The 509-nt window shown below is 53.6% G+C and carries 1 protein-coding gene; it reads left to right on the top strand.

From position 1 onward, the window contains the following. Window positions 1–509, top strand: a 509-nt coding sequence (locus GM30_RS01105; protein ID WP_162212966.1) for a porin, incomplete at both ends; no start/stop codon positions are given.

The following is a 509-nucleotide window of genomic DNA, read 5'->3' as shown; positions in this document are numbered from 1 at the left end:
ACGATACTCAGCGTCGTATGCTCTACACCGGTTTGAAGAGCAACACCTGGGGTACGCTGACTTACGGGAAGCAAAACAGCGTGTACTATGATGTGGTAGGTGTGAAAACAGATATCTGGGATTACGACATGATTGGTCAGGCGCCCGGCAACGGCATCAACGGCGACTATGATGGCTCATACCGCTCCCGCAGCATGTTGAAATATAAGAAAACGGAGGGAGATGTCGATCTCTACGCCTCTTACCTGTTTGAAGATTCCGAATACCTGCCAGGTAACGGTCTGCGCTATAAGCGTAAAGGTGGCGGCTCACTGGGTGCGAATTATCACATCACCAACGATCTGACCTGGGGTACCGCGTGGAACTACACCCGCGCCGGCATGCGTAACCCGGAAAACAACGACAGCAAATCCTATGACCAGAACATTCTGGGGACCGCGCTGAGCTGGACGCCGGACAACTGGACCTTTGCCGCGGGCGGTGGCTGGTATCAGAACTTTATGACCAGC

This window comes from Trabulsiella odontotermitis, from assembly GCF_001188485.1.
In the GTDB taxonomy this organism is placed as follows: Bacteria; Pseudomonadota; Gammaproteobacteria; order Enterobacterales; family Enterobacteriaceae; genus Trabulsiella; species Trabulsiella odontotermitis_A.
The sequence above is the reverse complement of the archived record's forward strand: the minus strand, read 5'-3'. Positions and strand labels throughout refer to the sequence as shown.